Raw genomic sequence first — 19,226 nt, 5'->3', positions numbered from 1 at the left:
CGAATGGGGCGGCGCACGATTGTGCGTTGCAACATTCTAGGCAGCTAACCAAGATCGTGCATCGGGTGCCCGCGGGGAGAAACCCCAAAAAGGACCTGTTCTTGCACCCAGTGCGTGCGCTCTGGCACGCACTGGTGTCACGCGTGTGACAGTTTGGTGCGCGTCAGCTCACCTTGGCGATGGCACTGACCACCGCATCGATGTTCTTGCTGTTGAGCGCGGCGACGCAGATGCGGCCGGAGTCGACGCCGTAGACGCCGAACTCGCTGCGCAGGCGTTGCATCTGCTCCTTGCTGAGCCCCGAGTAGCTGAACATGCCCTTTTGCTGGGTGATGAAGCTCATGTCCTGCTTCAGGCCGGCGGCCTGCAGCTTGGCGAGCAGCTGCACGCGCATTTCCTTGATGCGGATGCGCATGCCGGCGAGTTCTTCCTCCCACATGGCGCGCAGCGCGGGCATGTTGAGCACAGTGGCCACCACCTGGGCGCCGTGGGTCGGCGGGTTGGAGTAGTTCGTGCGGATCACGATCTTGAGCTGGCTCAGAACGCGGGCGGCGTCGTCCTTGCTGGCGCAGGCCACGCTCAATGCGCCGACGCGCTCGCCGTAGAGCGAGAAGCTCTTCGAGAACGACGTAGAGACGAAGAAATCGAGCCCGGCGGCCACGAACTGGCTGATGACGGCGCCGTCTTCGGCGATGCCCTCGCCAAAGCCCTGGTAGGCCATGTCAAGGAAGGCCACGAGCTTCTGCGCCTTCACCGCTTCGACGACCTGTTCCCATTGCGCCGGCGTGATGTCGTACCCGGTCGGGTTGTGGCAGCAGGCGTGCAGCACGACGATGGTGCCCGCAGGGGCGGCCTTCAGCGCGGCGAGCATGCCGTCGAAGTTGACCCCGCGCTTGGCGGCGTCGTAGTACGGATACGCATCGACCGTGAAGCCGGCATTGGTGAACAAGGCGCGGTGGTTCTCCCAGCTCGGGTCGCTGATGAGCACCTTGGCGGCGGGGTTCACGCGCTTCAGGAAGTCGGCGCCGATCTTCAGGCCCCCGGTGCCGCCGATGCCCTGCACGGTGGCCACGCGGCCTTCTTTCAGGATTGCGCTGTCGGCCCCGAACACCAGGCCTTGCACGGCCTTGTCGTACGCCGCGATGCCGTCGATGGGCAGATAGCCGCGCGCCGTGGGCGTTTCCATCATCTGCTTCTCGGCCTGCGCCACGCACTTGAGCAGCGGCAGCTTGCCGTTGTCGTCGTAGTAGACGCCGACGCCGAGGTTGACCTTGGCAGGGTTGGGGTCGGCGTTGAACTGTTCGTTGAGGCCCAGGATCGGGTCACGGGGGGCCATTTCAACGGCGGCGAACAGCGAGGTCATGGACAGTCCTTGTCTCAAGAAGGCGAAGGGCCGCTCCCGAGTTTCTTGACCCCTCGGGGGCGGGCTCGGCTGGACGAGCCCTGGGGGCTGTCAGTAGAGCGGGAACAGGAATTGGGCTACTCTGGATGTTTGCCCAGTAGGCCCCAATTGCGGGGAAACCCGAGAATTTTATCTGCCATGGCCGAACTGTCCGATGCCCCTGTCGAAGAAGCTCCGCAAGGGGAATTCGTCAGCTTTCCCGATTCACCCTTTCAGCTCTTCCAGCCGTACCCACCGGCGGGCGACCAGCCTGCGGCAATTGCGCATCTCGTAGAAGGCGTGAACGACGGCCTGTCGTACCAGACGCTGCTGGGCGTGACGGGCTCCGGCAAGACCTTCACCATGGCGAACGTGATCGCGAGGCTTGGCCGGCCCGCCATCGTGTTCGCTCCGAACAAGACGTTGGCGGCCCAGCTCTATAGCGAGTTCCGCGAGTTCTTCCCGAAGAACGCGGTGGAGTACTTCGTCAGCTACTACGACTACTACCAGCCCGAGGCCTACGTGCCTCAGCGCGATCTCTTCATCGAGAAAGACAGCTCGATCAACGAGCACATCGAACAGATGCGCTTGAGCGCCACCAAGAGCCTGCTGGAGCGGCGCGACGTGGTGATCGTGGCGACCGTCTCGGCCATCTACGGCATCGGCAACCCGAGTGACTACCACCGCATGGTGATGACGCTGCGCACCGGCGACAAGATGGGTCAGCGCGACGTGATCGCGCAACTCATCCGCATGCAGTACACGCGCAACGAGCAGGATTTCTCGCGCGGCACCTTCCGCGTGCGCGGCGACACCATCGACGTCTTCCCGGCCGAGCATTCGGAGCTGGCCGTTCGCATCGAGCTGTTCGACGACGAAGTCGAAACGCTGCAACTCTTCGACCCGCTCACCGGGCGGATCAAGCAGAAGATCATCCGCTTCACCGTCTACCCGTCGAGCCACTACGTGACGCCGCGCGATCGTGTGCTCGCGGCCATCGACACCATCAAGCAGGAGTTGCGCGAACGGCTCGATCAACTGGTGAAGGACGGCAAGCTGGTCGAGGCCCAGCGACTTGAGCAGCGCACGCGCTTCGATCTTGAGATGCTGCAGGAGATCGGGCATTGCAAAGGCATCGAGAATTACACGCGGCACCTCTCGGGTTCCTTGCCCGGCGAGCCGCCCTCAACGCTGGTGGACTACCTGCCCAGCGATGCGCTGATGTTCCTCGACGAATCTCATGTGCTCATCGGCCAGCTCGGCGGCATGTACAACGGCGACCGCGCACGCAAGACCACGCTCGTCGAATATGGGTTCCGCCTTCCGAGTGCGCTCGACAACCGACCGCTGAAGTTCGAGGAGTTCGAGAAGAAGATGCGGCAGGTGATGTTCGTTTCAGCCACGCCTGCCGATTACGAGAAGCGAACCACGGGGCAGGTCGTTGAGCAGTTGGTGCGGCCTACCGGGCTGATCGATCCGGTCGTCGAGGTTCGGCCGGCGACGCACCAGGTCGACGACGTTTTGCAGGAGATCCGCGAACGGGTCGAGAAGAACGAGCGCGTGCTGATCACCACGCTCACCAAACGCATGGCCGAACAGCTCACCGACTACCTCGCTGATAACGGAGTGAAGGTGCGCTACCTGCACAGCGACATCGACACGGTCGAGCGGGTCGAGATCCTCCGTGATCTGCGCCTCGGCGCGTTCGACGTGCTGGTCGGCATCAACCTGCTGCGTGAGGGGCTCGACATTCCCGAGGTCTCTCTCGTGGCGATCCTGGATGCCGACAAGGAAGGCTTCCTGCGCTCGGAGCGCTCGCTGATCCAGACCATCGGGCGGGCGGCGCGCAATCTGCATGGCAAGGCGATCCTCTATGCCGACAGGATCACTGATTCGATGAAGCTTGCGTTGGGCGAAACCGAGCGGCGCCGAGCCAAGCAGATCGCGCACAACACCGAACACGGCATTACTCCGCGCGGCGTGCACAAGCAGGTGCGAGACCTGATTGATGGCGTGTACTCCGAGAAGACCAAGGGCCAGCAGCGAGACCTGGAGGCGGCCGCTGTCGAGGCACTGTCGGAGAAGGACTTGAGCAAGCGCATCAAGCAACTTGAAAAGCAGATGCTCGAGCACGCGCGCAATCTCGAATTCGAGAAGGCTGCTCGTGTCCGCGACCAGTTGGCCCTATTGCGCGAACAGGCCTTCGGGGCGCCTGGAGGTGACCACGTGCCGCCAGACTCCGGGGCCTCGAAATGAAGATCCTGATGGTCTGCATGGGCAACATCTGCCGCTCTCCCACCGCCGAGGCCGTGCTGCGCCACAAGCTGGCTGCGGCGGGTTTGGGCGAATCAGTGACAGTCGACTCGGCCGGTACCCACGGCTGGCATGACGGTGCGCCTGCTGACTCTCGTTCGATCGCGCATGCAAGCCGGCGTGGCTACGACCTCTCCAGCATTCGCTCCCGCCCGGTTTTGGCCAGCGACTTCAGTGACTTCGACCTCATCCTGGCCATGGACGACGACAACTTGAGCATCCTGCGCGAGCGCTGTCCATCGCCGCATTGCACCAAACTGGGGCGGCTGACCGATCACGGGGCTCGGAGCGGGGTGCGCGTCGTGCCCGATCCGTATCAGGGTGGGGCCGCTGGCTTTGAGCATGTGCTAGATCTGGTCGAAGACGCCTGCGACGGGATTGTCGCCATGCTGCTACGCAAAAAGTAAGGACGACGGCAGGGGAACTTCCCCAGCCAATGCCGACCGAATCACTAGGCTTCGGCTATACTTGAGTAAACCTGTCGGATTCAAGCCGAGGGTTATCCCGCTCATCGGGCGGGTTCGAGAAGCGTGAAGCCAACCTTGCTCGCTTTCATTGAATTGTTGTGTCTTATCGGCACCAGGAGGATTTCATGCGTCTGACCACAAAAGGCCGTTTTGCTGTTACCGCCATGATCGATCTCGCCCTGCGCGAGAACACCGGTCCGGTTGCCTTGGCCGCCATCAGTGCGCGCCAGCAGATTTCGCTGTCCTACCTTGAGCAGTTGTTCGGCAAGCTGCGCCGCCACGAACTGGTGGAAAGCACCCGTGGCCCCGGCGGCGGTTACTCGCTCGGACGCAAGTCCGAAGAGATCACCGTGGCCGACATCATCGTCGCCGTCGACGAACCCATCGATGCCACCGGTTGCGCCGGCAAGGAAAACTGCATGGGCGAAGACTCGGGTCGTTGCATGACGCATGACCTGTGGGCGAGCCTCAACTCCAAGATGATCGAGTACCTCGATTCCATCTCGCTGCGCAAGCTGGTCGAAGAGCAATTGGCCAAGGGCATCTCGATCGAGGAGCACCCGGTCAAGCGCGCCATCTCGACTCAGCCGGTCGTCAAGCCCATCAAGATCACCGCCCCGAACTCGGTCTTTGCCTTGGGCAACGCGTTCAACAAGTAAATCGTTTCCGCTGTACCGCTATGGACATGACCCCGCATTTCCCGATCTACATGGACTACGGCGCCACCACGCCCGTTGATCAACGCGTGGTGGACGCAATGATTCCGTGGTTGCGCGAGCACTTCGGCAACCCGGCCTCTCGCAGTCATGCATGGGGTTGGGAAGCGGAGGCTGCCGTCGAGAAGGCACGCGAGCAAGTCGCGGAGTTGGTCAATGCCGATCCGCGCGAGATCGTGTGGACATCTGGGGCCACGGAGTCGATCAATCTGGCGCTGAAGGGTGCGGCGCAGTTCTACAAGACACGCGGCAAGCACCTCATCACGCTGAAGACCGAGCACAAGGCCGTGCTCGACACCATGCGTGAACTGGAGCGCCAGGGGTTCGAAGTGACCTACCTGGATGTCCAGGAAGACGGCTTGCTCGATCTGGACACGTTCAAGGCGGCGTTGCGGCCGGACACGATCCTCGTGTCGGTGCTGTTCGTCAACAACGAGATCGGTGTCATTCAGGACATCCCGGCCATCGGCGCGATCTGCCGCGAGCGCGGCGTGATCTTCCACGTCGACGGTGCCCAGGCGACCGGCAAGGTGGCGATCGATCTTGCCGCATTGCCGGTCGACTTGATGAGCCTGGCGTCGCACAAGACCTACGGGCCGAAGGGCATCGGCGCGCTGTACGTGCGCCGCAAGCCTCGCGTGCGCATCGAGGCGCAGATGCACGGCGGCGGTCACGAGCGCGGCATGCGTTCGGGCACGTTGGCCACGCACCAGATCGTCGGCATGGGCGAGGCTTATCGCATTGCACGTGCCGAGATGGGCGCGGAGAGCGAACGTATCCGCATGCTGCAGCAGCGCTTGATCGCAGGCTTGTCCGACATCGAGCAGACCTTTCTGAACGGGCATCCGACGCAACGCGTGCCGCACAACGTGAACATGTCGTTCAACTTTGTCGAGGGCGAGTCGCTGATCATGGGCATCAAGGGCATCGCGGTGTCGTCGGGTTCCGCCTGCACCTCGGCCAGCTTGGAGCCCAGCTATGTGCTGCGCGCACTTGGCCGCAGTGATGAACTTGCGCATTCGTCGCTGCGCATGACCATCGGTCGCTTCACGACCGTGGAAGAGATCGACTACGTGATTGCCACGCTGAAAGACCGCGTGGCCAAGCTGCGCGAGTTGTCGCCGCTGTGGGAGATGCACAAGGATGGCATCGACATCAGCACGATTCAATGGTCTGCCCATTGAATCGGTTGGCGAACTGGAAATGAGATTGGAGAACTGACATGGCTTACAGCGAAAAAGTGGTTGAGCATTACGAGAACCCCCGCAACGTGGGTTCGTTCGAAAAGGGTGACGAGACCGTGGGCACCGGCATGGTCGGTGCGCCAGCGTGCGGCGACGTGATGAAGCTGCAGATCAAGGTGAACCCCGCCACCGGCCTCATCGAAGACGCCAAGTTCAAGACCTACGGCTGTGGCTCGGCGATCGCATCGAGTTCGCTCGTCACCGAGTGGGTGAAGGGCAAGTCGCTCGACGAAGCATTGACGATCAAGAACACGCAGATCGCCGAAGAACTGGCGTTGCCGCCGGTGAAGATCCACTGTTCGATCCTGGCCGAAGATGCGATCAAGGCCGCAGTGAACGATTACAAGGCGAAGAAAGCACACTGAAATGGCGGTTACGCTGACCGAAGCTGCGGCTCGCCATGTGTCTCGCTACATCACCAAGCGCGGCAAGGGCGTGGGGGTGCGTCTGGGCGTCAAGACCACGGGCTGCTCGGGCCTGGCCTACAAGCTTGAGTACGCCGATGACGTGGCGCCCGAAGACGTGGTGTTCGAGGGGCATGGCGTGAAGGTGCTGATCGATCCCAAGAGCTTGCCGTACCTCGATGGCACCGAACTCGACTTCGTTCGCGAAGGCCTGAACGAGGGCTTCAAGTTCCATAACCCGCGGGAGAAAGACCGCTGCGGATGCGGGGAATCCTTCCGCGTCTGATTGCCGTCTTCTCTCTACTCCAGGCGCGGCCAAGGTCGCGCCTTTCCGTTTCTGACGAATCGAGCGCGCCGTGAAGCTGGACGACGATGACTTCACCTTGTTGGGTCTGCCGCGGCGCTTCGCGCAGGAACGCTCGCTGATCGACGCGCGATGGCGTGAATTGCAGGCCAAGGTCCACCCGGACCGCTTTGCAGCGGATGGCGCGGCCGCGCAACGCATCGCCATGCAATGGGCGGTGCGTGTGAACGAGGCGGTCCAGCGTGTGCGCGATCCGCTTAAGCGCGCGGCCTATCTGTGCGAACTGAACGGTTCGGCCATCAACGCCGAGAACAACACCGCCATGCCGGCCGACTTCTTGATGCAGCAGATGGAGTGGCGCGAGTTCCTCGACGACGCAACCTCGCTGAAAGAGATCGAATCCTTGGCCAATGCAGTCTCTACCCATCGCGTGCAGGCGCTGGCGCGCTTGCAGTCCGCCATCGATGGCGAAGGCAACTTCAGCGATGCCGCGGCGCAAGTCAGAGCCCTCATGTTCGTAGAGCGCTTTGCCGACGATGTGGAACAGCGCCTCGAAGCGCTGGGACAATAGCGCCATGGCCTTGCTTCAGATTTCAGAACCCGGTGGCAGCCCGGACCCCCATCAGCGCCGCATTGCAGTCGGCATCGACCTCGGCACCACGCACTCACTCGTGGCTGCAGTGCGCAACGGCGTTGCCGAATGCCTGCCCGACAGCGAAGGGCGCGTGATCCTGCCTTCGGCCGTGCGGTATCTCGAAGGCGGGCGGCGCCAGATCGGCCACGACGCCTTGCGCGAGGCCGCCACCGACCCGCGCAACACGATCGTGTCGGTCAAGCGCTTTATGGGTCGCGGCTTGGCTGACATTGCTCAACGCGAGAAGCTGCCTTTCGAGTTCGTCGATGCGTCGGGCATGGTTCAATTGAACACCGTCGATGGCGTGAAGTCGCCGGTGCAGGTGTCGGCCGAGATCCTCGCCACACTTCGGTTCCGTGCCGAAGACACCTTCGACGACGAGCTGTTCGGTGCCGTGATCACCGTGCCGGCGTATTTCGACGATGCACAGCGGCAGGCGACCAAGGATGCCGCGCAACTCGCGGGCATCAACGTGCTGCGCCTGATCAATGAACCCACCGCCGCCGCGATTGCCTATGGCCTGGAGAACAGCTCCGAAGGCCTTTACGCCGTCTATGACCTGGGCGGCGGCACCTTCGATATTTCTCTGCTGCGCTTGAGCGAAGGCGTGTTCGAGGTCGTCGCCACTGGCGGCGATTCCGCGCTGGGCGGCGACGACTTCGACGGCCTGCTGGCTGACTGGGCGCTGAGCAAGGCGAACCTTCAGGCCTCGACGCCGCAAGACAAGCGGGCTGTGCTGGTGGCCGCCCGTGCGGCGAAGGAGAAGCTCTCGTCGAGCGATCACGCGACGCTCGCCTGCCCGTTGAGCGGTGGCGAGTTGTCGGTGCGTGTCACGCGCGCTGACTTCGACCAGCTCGGGCGCGACTTGGTGACACGCACGGTGGGCATCATGCGCAAGCTGCTGCGTGACGCCAAGGCATCGAAGGACGACGTGCATGGCGTGGTGATGGTCGGTGGCTCGACCCGCATGCCACTGGTGCAGACCGCGGTGGGCGAGTTCTTCGGCAAGACGCCTTTGACCAATCTCAACCCCGATGAGGTCGTCGCCTTGGGTGCGGCCATCCAGGCGCATGCGCTGGCAGGCAACGCCGGTGCGGCCGACCTGCTGCTTCTTGATGTGATCCCCCTGTCGCTGGGCCTGGAGACCATGGGCGGGCTGGTCGAACGGATCATCCCGCGCAACAGCACCATCCCGACGGCGCGTGCCCAGGACTTCACCACCTTCAAGGACGGCCAGACGGCCATGGCCATCCACGTCGTGCAGGGTGAGCGCGAGCTGGTGAGCGATTGCCGGTCGCTCGCCCGCTTCGAGTTGCGTGGCATTCCGCCGATGGTCGCCGGGGCTGCGCGCATTCGTGTGAGCTTCCAGGTAGACGCCGACGGGCTGCTGTCGGTCAGCGCCCGAGAAGAGGGCGCGGGTGTCGAAGCCTCGATCGACGTGAAGCCAAGTTACGGCCTGACCGACGATGAGGTGGCGCGCATGCTGACCGAGAGTTTCAGCACCGCCGAGAGCGACATGCGCGCGCGCAGCCTGCGCGAATCACGCGTCGAGGCCGAACGCATGCTGCTCGCCACCCGGTCCGCCCTGCATGCCGATGGCGATCTGCTGGTTGACGAAGAGCGCGCGCAGATCGACGGCTTGCTCGCCGCTCTGGAAGCGACCCGCCAGGGTGAAGACCATGCCGCCATCGACACTGCAGTGGAGGCTCTGGCCAAGGGCACCGAGTCCTTCGCCGCCCAACGCATGAACAGAGGCATCCGCCAGGCGCTGGCCGGCCGGCGTGTCGAAGAAGTCTAGAAAGCCGCCATGCCCATCATCAAGATCCTTCCCCACCCGGAGTACTGCCCACAGGGCGCGCAGATCGAAGCGACGCCGGGCACCTCGCTGTGCGAAGCCATGCTCGAGCACGACATCGAGATCGAACACGCCTGCGAGATGAGCGCTGCCTGCACAACCTGCCATGTGGTGGTGCGCGAGGGCTTCAGCTCGCTCGGTGACCTCGATGAAGTCGAGGAAGACCTGCTCGACCGCGCCTGGGGCCTGGAGCCGAGCTCGCGCCTGTCCTGCCAAGCCATCCTGGCTCAGCAGGACGTGACCATCGAGATCCCGAAGTACTCCATCAACCACGCCAAAGAAAAGCACTGAGCCGCAAGCGCGCGCACGGGCGCACCAGCACGGTGACGCTTGTTGCGTGTCTAGCCTCGGATCGAAAAAAAACCCCTGGTTTTCGACCAGGGGTTTGATGAAAGGGCCGGGGGCCCTACTGAGGAGACAGTCGGCAATCGCATCGCTTTTGCCGCAAGTACATCAGCAAGGCCCGTGCCCGTTTTGAGCGACGCGGCGCAGCAAAGCCTCAGGCTGCGACTTTTTCCACATGCCCGTGGCGCGTGTACAGGAAGTCGAGCACTTCCTTGCGGTAGTGGACGTACTTGGCGTCTTCCGCCAGGTCGACACGATTGCGGGGGCGGGGTAGGTCGATCGACAGAATTTCGCCGATCGTGGCCGCGGGGCCGTTCGTCATCATCACGATGCGATCCGACAGCAGCACGGCCTCGTCCACATCGTGCGTGACCATCACCACCGTGCTGTGCGTGCGTGCCACGATCTTCAGCAGCTCGTCTTGCAAGTGGGCGCGTGTCAGGGCGTCGAGTGCACCGAAGGGCTCGTCCATCAACAGCACCTTGGGCTCCATGGCCAGGGCCCGGGCGATGCCCACGCGCTGCTTCATGCCACCAGAGATCTCGTGCGGCCGCTTGGTGGCGGCGTGCCCCATGTTCACGAGCTGAAGGGCCGCCATGGTGCGTTCCTTCAACTGGGTCTTGGTTTCGCTGCGGCCGAAGACGCGCTCGACGGCCAGGTGCACGTTTTCCTCGCAGGTGAGCCACGGCAGCAGCGAGTGGTTCTGGAACACCACCGCCCGTTCGGGCCCGGGCGCGGCGATCTCGCGGTTGTCGCAGATCAGCACGCCGCTGCTCGGCAGCGTGAGGCCGGCAATCAGGTTGAGCAGTGTCGACTTGCCGCAGCCCGAGTGGCCGATGAGGGTGACAAACTCACCCTTGGCAACGTTCAGGTTGATCTCGCGCAGGGCATGGAAGCGGCCCTTCTTGGTGTTGAACACCATCTCGGCGCCTTGGACTTGAATGAAGTTCTGCATGGCTGGCTCTCTTTCGTAGTGCGTCAGGCTTCGTTGTAGGTGAACCGCTTGGCGATCGAGATCAGCGCCCATTCGAGCAGCAGACCCACGATGCCGATCACGAAGATGGCGATCAGGATGTGCTTCACGTTGAGGTTGTTCCACTCGTCCCACACCCAGAATCCGATGCCGATGCCGCCGGTCAGCATTTCGGCCGCCACGATCACCAGCCACGCGGTGCCCACCGAGAGGCGCACGCCGGTCAACATGTAGGGCAGCACGGCCGGGAACAGGATCTGCGTGATCACCTTCCACTCGGACAGGTTCAGCACCCGCGCCACGTTGAGATAGTCGCTCGGCACGCGCTGCACGCCGACGGCCGTGTTGATGATCATTGGCCAGATGGAGCAGATGAAGATCGTCCAGATGGCCGCCGGGTTTGCCGACTTGAACACCAGCAAGCCGATCGGCAGCCACGCGAGCGGCGACACCGGGCGCAACAGGCTGATCAGCGGTGAGACCATGCTGTTCAGGAAGCTGAAGCGGCCGATCATGAAGCCGAGCGGGATGCCTACCAGCGCCGCCAGGCCGAAGCCAACCGCCACGCGTTCAAGCGAGAACAGGATGTTCCAGCCGATCCCCTGGTCGTTGGGCCCGTTGCTGTAGAACGGGTCGGAGAACACGTTCAAGGCCTCTTCGAAGGTGGCCATAGGTGTCGGGAACGTAGTGCTCTTGATGGTGAACAAGGCCCATATCCCGACCAGCAGGCCCACACCGACGATCGGTGGCAAGACCTTGAGCCACAGCGCGGACCAATCGAATGGTGTCCTGGCTGCAGCGGGCTGGGCGGCCACCGGCGTGGCCGGGTTGCCCTTGCTGGCTGCGGCGGCAGCGCGCAGCTGCTTCGAAGCCTCGAGCGGGGAGTGAAAGACGGCACTGACCATGGTGTTCTCCTGGAAGTGAATCAAGCCTTGATGGCGAAGCCTTCGGCGTACTTCTTGGGATCCTTGCCGTCCCAGACAACGCCATCGATGAGCTTGCTGGTGCGCAGCACGTCTTTGGGGACGTTGATCTTGAGTGCGCCTGCCACCTCCTTGTAGAGGTCGATCTGATTGATCTGCTTGGCCACCGTCAGATAGTCCGGATGCTCCTTGAGCAGGCCCCAGCGCTTGTGCTGGGTCAGGAACCACATGCCGTCGCTCAGGTACGGGAAGTTGACCGCGCCGTCGTTGAAGAACTTCATGTGGTTGGGGTCGTCCCAGGTCTTGCCCAGGCCGTTCTGGTATCGGCCCAGGATGCGCTGGTTGATCACGTCGACGCTGGTGTTGATGTACGACTTCTCGGCCACCGTTTCGGCCATCTTCATCTTGTTCTGAAGGCTGGCGTCGATCCACCGGCTGGCTTCGAGCACGGCCATCATCACGGCGCGGCAGGTGTTGGGGTTCTTCTTGACGAAGTCCGCCGTGGTGCCGAGTGTCTTCTCGGGGTGGTCCTTCCAGATGTCCTGCGTGGTGTTGGCGGTGATCCCGATGCCGTCCATGATGGCGCGGTGGTTCCAGGGCTCACCGACGCAGAAGCCATCCATGTTGCCCACTCGCATGTTCGCCACCATCTGCGGCGGCGGCACGGTGATGAGCTTGGCGCCGTTCAGCGGGTTGATGCCGGCGGCGGCCAGCCAGTAGTGCATCCACATGGCGTGCGTACCGGTCGGGAAGGTGCCCGCGAAGGTGTACTCGCGCTTCTCCTTGGCCATCAGCTTGGCGAGCGAAGGGCCGTCGACGGCGCCCTTGTCGGCCAGGGCCTTCGACAGCGTGATGGCCTGACCGTTGTTGTTCAAACTCATCAGCACGGCCATGTCTTTCTTGGGGCCGGCGATACCGAGATGCACGCCGTAGACCAAGCCGTACAGCACATGCGCCATGTCGAGCTCGCCGTTCACGAGCTTGTCACGCACGCCAGCCCACGAAGCCTCTTTCGTGGGGATGATCTTCACGCCGTACTTCTTGTCGAAGCCCAGCACCGAGGCCATCACGACCGATGCGCAATCGGTCAACGGGATGAAGCCGATCTTGACTTCTGCTTTCTCGGGTTTGTCGGAGCCGGCGGCGTATACGGCGGTGTTCAGTCCGGGCACCAAGCCTGCGGCGCTACCAGCGGCAGCGGCTTTGATGAGGGTTCGACGGCTCATGAGGGGTGTCTTTCGGTCGAGTGGGCGGGTCATGTGAATCTCGGAAGGAAATGACAAAAACAAAAAGGCGTCCGCACGTTGCCGGGTAGAACCCGAACTCGTGGGGACGCCGTCGTCCCATCGGTCAAGCACCTTCCTTGGTGCGAGCCGATGTCTCCAGAAGATCGCCGTTGATCTTCTGCGCTCAAGTACGCAAAGCCTGTGCCACCCTGATTGCCGCGGTTTGCGCGTTGCGCTGCACCAATCGTGGGTTTTCGCGAGGTTTGCGCACGCGCGCTGTGCGCATCAGCCGATCAGGTCGCTCACATCGATGAGGCGCTGCGCCACTTCGGCCAGCTTGAGGCCTTTGTCCATGGCCGTCTTGCGAAGACGCGCGTAGGCCTCGGCTTCGGTGAGAGAGTGGTGGCTGATCAAGATTCCCTTGGCGCGCTCGATGAGCTTGCGTTCCGAGAGTTCAGTGCGGGCGTCGGCCAGCTCGCGCCGCAGCCCTTCTTCATGGCGGAAGCGGGCCATGGCCACGTCGAGAACGGGTTTGACACGCTCCGATGCAAGCCCCGCCACCACATAGGCCGTCACGCCGGCGGCAATGGCGTCGGGCATGTGGCTCATGTCTTCGTCTTCGGTGAAAAGCACGATCGGCCGCCGTGCGTCGCGCGTTGCGAGCACCACGTGCTCCAGTGTGTCGCGGGCCTGGCTTTCGGCGTCCACGATGATCATGTCGGGGGCGATCTGCGCCAGCCGGTCAGGCAGGAAGACATCGACAGGCAGCACGGCCACGATGTTGTAGCCGTTCTCCAGCAGCCCGATTCGCAGCCGACGGGAGCGCTCGGCCTCGGTACCGGCTTGAGCGTCGGTGCCATCCGGTGCCAAGTCCGGAGCCACGATCACGATGCGTAGAGCAGGGGGCGGGAAGCTCGTTCGTGGCACTTTCATGGTGCATGAGGCAGCAACATCCACGCCAGACACAAAGAAGCCCGCGTGAACGCGGGCTCGTGGCGGAGGCGGGCGGGGGCTTGTGTTAGTGGTCGCTGGCGGTCGGGCCCAACGCCTTCTTGATCCAGCCACCCAGGGGGCGCAGTGAGTCGAACACCGAGTCGGGGGCGAACAGATCACGCTCGGCGAGCAGGCCGCGGCCATCGAGCATCTCGAGAAACTGCTGGACGTCCTTGCGTTTGAGGCCGCTGCACGTCGCCAAGCGGGCGGGCGACATGTGCCGGTGCGACATGTCGGTCAGCATGCGGCGGTAAGCCGTGCGGTGATAGGGCGCCGGAAGCTCCGCCCAGGCGACGAGCCGGTATTCCTTCATGGTGATCCCAACGACTTTGGTTTCGGTCATCACATCGAGGTGACGACTCGGAGACACAGATTAGACCGGCTGTGCACTTCCTGAAAGTGTCCGGGCACTCTTTTAGGGCAAACACGGGTGGGGTGCTGTGGGTAAGTACAGCTGATAGGGCTCAAAGTGTTGCGCTCGGTACACTTTGGCACATGAAAGTCCTGGGCGTCGAGTCTTCGTGCGATGAAACCGGCGTGGCCTTGGTCGACGCCGGTGTGTCGGGCGTGCCGCGCCTGCTCGCTCACGCTTTGCACAGCCAGATCGACATGCACCAGGCCTATGGCGGTGTGGTGCCCGAATTGGCGTCGCGCGATCACGTTCGCCGCGTACTCCCGTTGACGCAGCATGTGCTGGAGCAGGCGGACAGCATGTTGAACGAGATCGATGTCGTCGCCTACACGCGAGGCCCCGGCTTGGCGGGTGCCTTGCTCGTTGGTGCGGGCGTGGCCTGCTCGCTTGCGGCGGCGCTGTCGCGGCCGGTGGTCGGCGTGCATCACCTCGAAGGGCATCTGCTGTCGCCATTCCTGGCAAGCGATCCGCCCGAGTTTCCGTTCGTGGCGCTTCTGGTGTCGGGCGGTCACACCCAATTGATGCGGGTTGACGATGTCGGAAGCTATGAGTTGCTGGGCGAGACCATCGACGATGCTGCGGGCGAAGCCTTCGACAAGTCCGCCAAGATGATGGGTCTTGGTTACCCGGGCGGGCCGGCGCTTGCGCGACTGGCCGAGTTCGGCGACCCGGCCACTTTCGATCTGCCCCGGCCGCTGCTCCACAGCGGCAACCTCGATTTCTCCTTCGCAGGCCTGAAGACGGCCGTGCGCACCCAGTTGTTGAAGCTGGGAAGCAATGTCTGTGAACAGGACAAGGCTCACCTGGCGGCATCGACCCAACAGGCGATCGTCGAAGTACTGGTCAGGAAGTCGCTCGCAGCCCTGAAATCCACCGGGCTGAATCGTCTCGTGGTTGCCGGCGGCGTCGGGGCGAATGCGCGGCTGCGCGAGATGCTCGATGCGGAATGTGCCAAGCGGCGATTTCGCGTGCACTACCCTGAACTGGCGCTGTGCACCGACAACGGAGCCATGATTGCTCTCGCTGCCGCGATGCGCCTGCAGCGTGGCCTGGCCAATCCCGGCCACGACTATGCGTTCAACGTGCAGCCGCGGTGGGATCTGGTCGCGGCCTAAGCAACCGCAAGCGTCAACGGGAGGGCTGATGAGATCTGTGATTGCCGACCTTCCTGCCTCGAAGATCCGAGAGGTGGCCAATGCCGGGCTGGGCCGCAGCGATGTGCTCGCCTTCTGGTTCGGCGAGAGCGACGAAGTCACTCCTGCATTCATTGGCGAGGCTGCCGCCGCGTCGATCCGCGCGGGCGAAACGTTCTACTCCCACAACCTCGGCCTCGTCGAACTGCGAGAGGCTCTGGCTGGATACCTGAGCCGCTTGCATTCGCCGATCGATGCCGAGCGGGTCGCCGTCACGTCCTCGGGCGTGAGCGCCTTGATGCTGGCCAATCAGCTGCTCGTGGGTGCCGGCGACGAGGTTGTTGCCGTGGTTCCGGTCTGGCCGAACATCACCGCGCAGCCTGCCATCCTTGGGGCATCCGTGCGGCGGGTGTCCCTGCGCGTCGTGAATGGTGGCTGGGAGTTGGACCTTCCGGCGCTGCTGGAGGCCATCACACCCCAAACGCGCGCCGTCTTGATCAACGCGCCGAACAACCCCACCGGTTGGACGATGACGCGCGCCGAACAGGAGGCCGTATTGGTGCATTGCCGCCGCACTGGCACCTGGATCGTGGCGGACGAGGTTTACGAACGTCTCTACTTTGAAGAGGGAGCGACCGCGGCGCCGAGCTTTCTCGACATTGCCGAGCCGCAGGATCGCCTGATCGTGGCGCACAGCTTTTCCAAGAGCTTCCTGATGACGGGGTGGCGCTTGGGATCGCTGGTGCTGTCTGCGGGGCTGCAGGGCGACATTGCCAAGCTAATCGAGTTCAATACGTCGTGCGCGCCGGTCTTTGTCCAACGCGCTGGTTTGGCGGCGGTTCGAGGGTCAGACGGGTTTGTGCCGGATCTCGCGGCGCGCCTCAAGGTTTGCCGCGACACGTTGATCCCGCGTCTGGCGGCCCTGCCTGGCGTGAGCGTGGCTACACCGCGCGGTGGCATGTACGCCTTCTTTCGTGTCGAAGGGCAGGATGACTCGCTTGCCTTTGCCAAACGGCTGGTGGAAACGCACGGACTTGGCCTGGCGCCGGGTGTGGCTTTCGGGGAGGAGGCCGAGGGCTGGCTGCGCTGGTGTTTCGCGTCTCGTGAGCCCGGGCGTTTGATAGAAGGGGCGGCCCGGCTGGGGCGAGCGCTTGGGCTATAATCCCCAGTTCTGTGCAGCTCGCCTGTGCAGAGAACCCTAGCACGGCGCGGGAAGGTTTCTCCCGCTACCGCAAGTCGCAACCTCCGAAACCGCAGTGCACATCTGGCGAAAGTGTCAGCATCCTGCGGCCGGAAACCAGGAAACTGACATGTCTGTCGCTGATATCAACAAGTCCGAGATCGTCAAGGCCAACGCCCGCAGCGCTGCTGACACGGGTTCGCCCGAAGTCCAGGTCGCCCTGCTGACCGCACGCATCAACGAACTCACCCCCCACTTCAAGACCCACCTCAAGGACCACCACGGTCGCCGTGGTCTGCTGAAGATGGTCAACACCCGCAAGAGCCTGTTGGCCTACCTGAAGAACAAGGACGCGGATCGCTACACCGCACTGATCCAGAAGCTGGGTCTGCGCAAGTAATTCGCGCACAAGAGTGAAGAGCCTGTCTGGATCCACCAGCACAGGCTCTTTGCATTTGGAGCCAGGCACCCATCGATGACGATGTGTCATTCCAGCGGCGTTTCACCACTGTGGAGTCTCGCTGGAATGGCATCGCGCCAGGTTGCTGATGCTCCGGGCCACAAGGCGCCGCCCAAGAGGCGCTGACAAGCAAAGGAGAGACGCATGAGCATGTTCAATAAAATCACCAAGACCTTCCAATGGGGCCAGCACACCGTCAAGCTCGAGACCGGTGAAATCGCCCGTCAAGCCTCCGGCGCGGTGCTCGTCGATGTCGAAGACACCGTCATCCTGGCGACCGTGGTCGGCGCCAAGAACGCCAAGCCCGGCCAGGATTTTTTCCCCCTGACCGTCGACTATCTCGAAAAGACCTATGCCGCCGGCAAGATCCCCGGCAGCTTCTTCAAGCGCGAAGGCCGCCCGAGCGAACTCGAGACGCTGACCTCGCGCCTGATCGACCGCCCGCTGCGCCCCCTGTTCCCGGATGGCTTCTACAACGAAGTGCAGGTCGTCATCCACGTGGTCTCGCTGAACCCTGAGGTCTCGGCCGACATCCCCGCGCTGATCGGCGCGAGCGCTGCGCTGGCCATCTCCGGCATCCCGTTCAACGGCCCGATCGGCGCCGCACGCGTGGGCTATGTCAACGGTCAGTACGTGCTGAACCCGGGCAAGACCCAACTGCTCGAATCGCAAATGGATCTGGTCGTCGCCGGCACGCAGGCTGCCGTGCTGATGGTCGAGTCCGAAGCGCAGCAACTGAGCGAAGAAGTGATGCTCGGCGGCGTGGTCTTCGGTCACGAACAGGGCAACATCGCCATCGCCGCGATCAACGAGCTGGTGCGTGACGCCGGCAAGCCGGCCTGGGATTGGCAAGCCCCTGCGAAGGACGAATCCTTCATCGGCAAGGTCACCTCGCTGGCCGAAGAGAAGCTGCGCGCGGCCTACCAGATCCGCTCCAAGCAAGCCCGTACGCAAGCCACCCGCCAAGCCACGGCCGACGTGTTCGCCGCGCTCGACGGCGAGGGTGTTGCCTACGACAAGGTGAAGGTCGAGAACGTGCTGTTCGAGATCGAAGCCCGCATCGTGCGCAGCCAGATCCTGTCGGGCGAGCCCCGCATCGACGGCCGCGACACGCGCACCGTGCGCCCGATCGAGATCCGCAACAGCGTGCTGCCGCGCGTGCACGGCTCGGCGCTGTTCACCCGTGGCGAAACGCAGGCACTGGTTGCTGCCACCCTCGGCACCGACCGCGATTCGCAGAAGATTGATGCGCTCGCCGGCGAGTTCAGCGAGCACTTCATGCTTCACTACAACATGCCTCCGTTCGCCACCGGCGAAACCGGTCGCGTGGGCTCGCCGAAGCGCCGCGAAATCGGCCACGGCCGCCTGGCCAAGCGCGCGCTCGTCGCCGTGCTGCCGGACCGTACCGAGTTCCCGTACTCGATGCGCGTCGTCTCGGAAATCACCGAGTCGAACGGCTCGTCGTCAATGGCTTCGGTGTGCGGCGGCTGCCTCGCGCTGATGGACGCTGGCGTGCCGCTCAAGGCGCACGTGGCCGGTATCGCCATGGGCCTGATCAAGGACGGCAACCGCTTCGCCGTGCTGACCGACATCCTGGGTGATGAAGATCACCTGGGCGACATGGACTTCAAGGTGGCTGGCACGACCACTGGCGTGACCGCCCTGCAGATGGACATCAAGATTCAGGGCATCACCAAGGAAATCATGCAGGTCGCACTGGCGCAGGCCAAAGAAGCCCGCCTGCACATCCTCGGCAAGATGACCGACGCGATGGGCGAGGCCAAGGCCGAGGTGTCGCAGTTCGCTCCGCGCCTGTACACGATGAAGATCAACCCCGAGAAGATCCGTGACGTGATCGGCAAGGGCGGCGCCACCATCCGCGCGCTGACCGAAGAGACCGGCACCACGATCGACATCGGCGAAGACGGCACCATCACGATCGCTTCGGCCGATGCCGACAAGGCGGCCTACGCCAAGAAGCGCATCGAAGAGATCACCGCTGAAGTCGAAGTGGGCAAGATCTACGAAGGCCCGATCACCAAGATCCTCGAGTTCGGTGCGCTGGTCAACCTGCTGCCCGGCAAGGACGGTCTGCTGCACATCAGCCAGATCGCGCACCAGCGCGTCGAGAAGGTCACGGACTTCCTGAAGGAAGGCCAGGTCGTGAAGGTCAAGGTGCTCGAAACGGACGACAAGGGTCGTGTGAAGCTGTCCATGAAGGCTCTGATCGATCGCGAGCCACAGCAGCCCGCACAGGAGTAAT

General features: G+C 63.3%; 19 protein-coding genes. 13 read left to right on the top strand and 6 right to left on the bottom strand.

The window, feature by feature from the left end:
- Positions 1 to 163: 163 nt before the first annotated feature.
- Positions 164 to 1,363, bottom strand: coding sequence for an amino acid aminotransferase (locus AC1KAR_RS02055; RefSeq protein WP_480314207.1), 1,200 nt, complete (start codon positions 1,361 to 1,363; stop codon positions 164 to 166).
- Positions 1,364 to 1,540: 177 nt separating this feature from the next.
- On the opposite strand from AC1KAR_RS02055, the gene uvrB reads away from it, so the two are divergent.
- The 9 genes from uvrB to fdx all read left to right on the top strand — a co-directional run bounded on the left by uvrB (position 1,541) and on the right by fdx (position 9,609).
- Positions 1,541 to 3,637, top strand: a complete 2,097-nt coding sequence (gene uvrB, locus AC1KAR_RS02050) for an excinuclease ABC subunit UvrB (protein ID WP_480314205.1) — start codon at positions 1,541 to 1,543, stop codon at positions 3,635 to 3,637.
- Positions 3,634 to 4,101 (top strand): low molecular weight protein-tyrosine-phosphatase, encoded by a 468-nt coding sequence (locus AC1KAR_RS02045; RefSeq protein ID WP_480314203.1) that lies wholly within the window; start codon positions 3,634 to 3,636, stop codon positions 4,099 to 4,101. Before uvrB ends, AC1KAR_RS02045 begins: the two co-directional genes overlap by 4 nt.
- Before the next feature lie 185 nt (positions 4,102 to 4,286).
- Complete coding sequence (gene iscR, locus AC1KAR_RS02040) at positions 4,287 to 4,820, top strand: Fe-S cluster assembly transcriptional regulator IscR (RefSeq protein ID WP_480314201.1); 534 nt, start codon at positions 4,287 to 4,289, stop codon at positions 4,818 to 4,820.
- A 26-nt stretch (positions 4,821 to 4,846) separates the two neighbouring features.
- On the top strand, positions 4,847 to 6,061 hold the full coding sequence (locus AC1KAR_RS02035; RefSeq protein WP_480317725.1) for an IscS subfamily cysteine desulfurase: 1,215 nt from the start codon (positions 4,847 to 4,849) through the stop codon (positions 6,059 to 6,061).
- A gap of 38 nt (positions 6,062 to 6,099) precedes the next feature.
- Positions 6,100 to 6,486: a Fe-S cluster assembly scaffold IscU gene (gene iscU / locus AC1KAR_RS02030; RefSeq protein WP_480314199.1), complete on the top strand. Its 387-nt coding sequence runs from the start codon at positions 6,100 to 6,102 to the stop codon at positions 6,484 to 6,486.
- Between the two features lies 1 nt (position 6,487).
- Positions 6,488 to 6,811, top strand: a complete 324-nt coding sequence (gene iscA / locus AC1KAR_RS02025; RefSeq protein ID WP_296689542.1) for an iron-sulfur cluster assembly protein IscA — start codon at positions 6,488 to 6,490, stop codon at positions 6,809 to 6,811.
- Positions 6,812 to 6,881: 70 nt separating this feature from the next.
- On the top strand, positions 6,882 to 7,400 hold the full coding sequence (gene hscB, locus AC1KAR_RS02020) for a Fe-S protein assembly co-chaperone HscB (RefSeq protein WP_480314196.1): 519 nt from the start codon (positions 6,882 to 6,884) through the stop codon (positions 7,398 to 7,400).
- 4 nt (positions 7,401 to 7,404) lie between these two features.
- Positions 7,405 to 9,261 carry a Fe-S protein assembly chaperone HscA gene (gene hscA / locus AC1KAR_RS02015; RefSeq protein WP_480314194.1) on the top strand — a complete coding sequence of 619 codons (1,857 nt, stop codon included), beginning with the start codon at positions 7,405 to 7,407 and terminating at the stop codon, positions 9,259 to 9,261.
- Positions 9,262 to 9,270: 9 nt separating this feature from the next.
- A complete protein-coding gene (gene fdx, locus AC1KAR_RS02010; RefSeq protein ID WP_480314192.1) occupies positions 9,271 to 9,609 on the top strand; it encodes an ISC system 2Fe-2S type ferredoxin in 339 nt (112 codons plus the stop codon).
- 208 nt (positions 9,610 to 9,817) lie between these two features.
- On the opposite strand, the gene AC1KAR_RS02005 is transcribed toward fdx, so the two are convergent.
- The 5 genes from AC1KAR_RS02005 to AC1KAR_RS01985 all read right to left on the bottom strand — a co-directional run bounded on the left by AC1KAR_RS02005 (position 9,818) and on the right by AC1KAR_RS01985 (position 14,121).
- Entirely contained in the window at positions 9,818 to 10,618 is an 801-nt protein-coding gene (locus AC1KAR_RS02005; RefSeq protein WP_480314190.1) for an ABC transporter ATP-binding protein, read from the bottom strand.
- Between the two features lie 23 nt (positions 10,619 to 10,641).
- Positions 10,642 to 11,541, bottom strand: a complete 900-nt coding sequence (gene ntrB, locus AC1KAR_RS02000; protein ID WP_480314188.1) for a nitrate ABC transporter permease — start codon at positions 11,539 to 11,541, stop codon at positions 10,642 to 10,644.
- A gap of 20 nt (positions 11,542 to 11,561) precedes the next feature.
- On the bottom strand, positions 11,562 to 12,785 hold the full coding sequence (locus tag AC1KAR_RS01995) for a CmpA/NrtA family ABC transporter substrate-binding protein (RefSeq protein ID WP_480314186.1): 1,224 nt from the start codon (positions 12,783 to 12,785) through the stop codon (positions 11,562 to 11,564).
- Positions 12,786 to 13,070: 285 nt separating this feature from the next.
- A complete protein-coding gene (locus AC1KAR_RS01990; RefSeq protein WP_480314184.1) occupies positions 13,071 to 13,718 on the bottom strand; it encodes an ANTAR domain-containing response regulator in 648 nt (215 codons plus the stop codon).
- 85 nt (positions 13,719 to 13,803) lie between these two features.
- A complete protein-coding gene (locus tag AC1KAR_RS01985; protein WP_480314182.1) occupies positions 13,804 to 14,121 on the bottom strand; it encodes a hypothetical protein in 318 nt (105 codons plus the stop codon).
- Positions 14,122 to 14,273: 152 nt separating this feature from the next.
- On the opposite strand from AC1KAR_RS01985, the gene tsaD reads away from it, so the two are divergent.
- The 4 genes from tsaD to pnp all read left to right on the top strand — a co-directional run bounded on the left by tsaD (position 14,274) and on the right by pnp (position 19,225).
- Positions 14,274 to 15,305 carry a tRNA (adenosine(37)-N6)-threonylcarbamoyltransferase complex transferase subunit TsaD gene (gene tsaD / locus AC1KAR_RS01980; RefSeq protein WP_480317723.1) on the top strand — a complete coding sequence of 344 codons (1,032 nt, stop codon included), beginning with the start codon at positions 14,274 to 14,276 and terminating at the stop codon, positions 15,303 to 15,305.
- Between the two features lie 28 nt (positions 15,306 to 15,333).
- A complete protein-coding gene (locus AC1KAR_RS01975; protein ID WP_480314180.1) occupies positions 15,334 to 16,485 on the top strand; it encodes a pyridoxal phosphate-dependent aminotransferase in 1,152 nt (383 codons plus the stop codon).
- Positions 16,486 to 16,633: 148 nt separating this feature from the next.
- On the top strand, positions 16,634 to 16,903 hold the full coding sequence (gene rpsO / locus AC1KAR_RS01970; protein WP_480314178.1) for a 30S ribosomal protein S15: 270 nt from the start codon (positions 16,634 to 16,636) through the stop codon (positions 16,901 to 16,903).
- Positions 16,904 to 17,107: 204 nt separating this feature from the next.
- Positions 17,108 to 19,225: a polyribonucleotide nucleotidyltransferase gene (gene pnp, locus AC1KAR_RS01965; RefSeq protein WP_480314176.1), complete on the top strand. Its 2,118-nt coding sequence runs from the start codon at positions 17,108 to 17,110 to the stop codon at positions 19,223 to 19,225.
- Position 19,226 lies beyond the last annotated feature (1 nt).

It is taken from the genome of Piscinibacter sp. PDB1-1 (assembly GCF_056675995.1).
The sequence above is the reverse complement of the archived record's forward strand: the minus strand, read 5'-3'. Positions and strand labels throughout refer to the sequence as shown.